Origin of the sequence: Flavobacterium sp. K77, from assembly GCF_021608205.1 — a bacterium.
Taxonomy (GTDB): domain Bacteria; phylum Bacteroidota; class Bacteroidia; order Flavobacteriales; family Flavobacteriaceae; genus Flavobacterium; species Flavobacterium turcicum.
Window position 1 is genome coordinate 1 of the sequence record NZ_JAKIHO010000038.1, and the last position, 828, is coordinate 828.

The 828-nt window shown below is 25.8% G+C and carries 1 protein-coding gene; it reads right to left on the reverse strand.

Annotation, left to right across the window (positions count from 1 at the left end):
• Positions 1–140: 140 nt before the first annotated feature.
• On the reverse strand, positions 141–828 hold a 688-nt coding region (locus L1S34_RS14785; RefSeq protein ID WP_236364866.1), incomplete at its 5' end, for a hypothetical protein.

The following is an 828-nucleotide window of genomic DNA, read 5'->3' on the forward strand; positions in this document are numbered from 1 at the left end:
CTAACGTTCCCGCGCTACAAGCAGTTTGGGATTAAATTAAGACCATTATTCGGATTTGCCAAATCTTCCAAATACAAACCAATTTTTCCATTAAGCCAAATCCCCAAATTGCTTGTAGCGTGTGTTAGTGGCTGTTTTTTTTATCTAATTATTATTCCGTAAAAACCTTTATCAATATTTATTACTTTTCCACTTTCTGCATCAATTCGAACAATTTCAAATTCCCCAGTATCATTTCCTAAATTATTTTTTGTTCTAGTTAATTTGTTTATTATGTAATAAATATATTGATTTAATTTTCTATTAAATTCAAGTTTTGCATCACTAATTTCTAATCCTTTAGATTTGAATGAATCTTTTCCAATTGTTTCTGCTTGTTGAATTGTAATAAAATTGGGTTTTTCATTCTTCATTAAAAATTGAGGAACAAAATCTAATTTTAAATCTTCAATCAATTTAAGTTTTCCATCTAATTTAATCCACAATGCTCCAGAAACATTTTCAATTTCAGGATAATTGAAATGATAATTAACCCATATTTCAGTTACATTTTTATTTATTTTGTTTTTTGATAGAAATTTAGAAGTCTTTATTTTTCCATTAGACGAAGTGTATTTATAAAAACTTCCTTCAGAAATTTCGAAATATGATTTCAATTTTCCGACTTGTGAATTTAAAATACTGTCTGAAATCACTTTAATATTTTTAGTTTCTAAATTTTGAGAAAAACTCAAAACAGAAAGAAAAAGCAAAGATATTAGTAATATATTTTTCATTATATTTGGATTTACACTATATTTCTGCTCTAAAATAGCCACTAACGTTCCG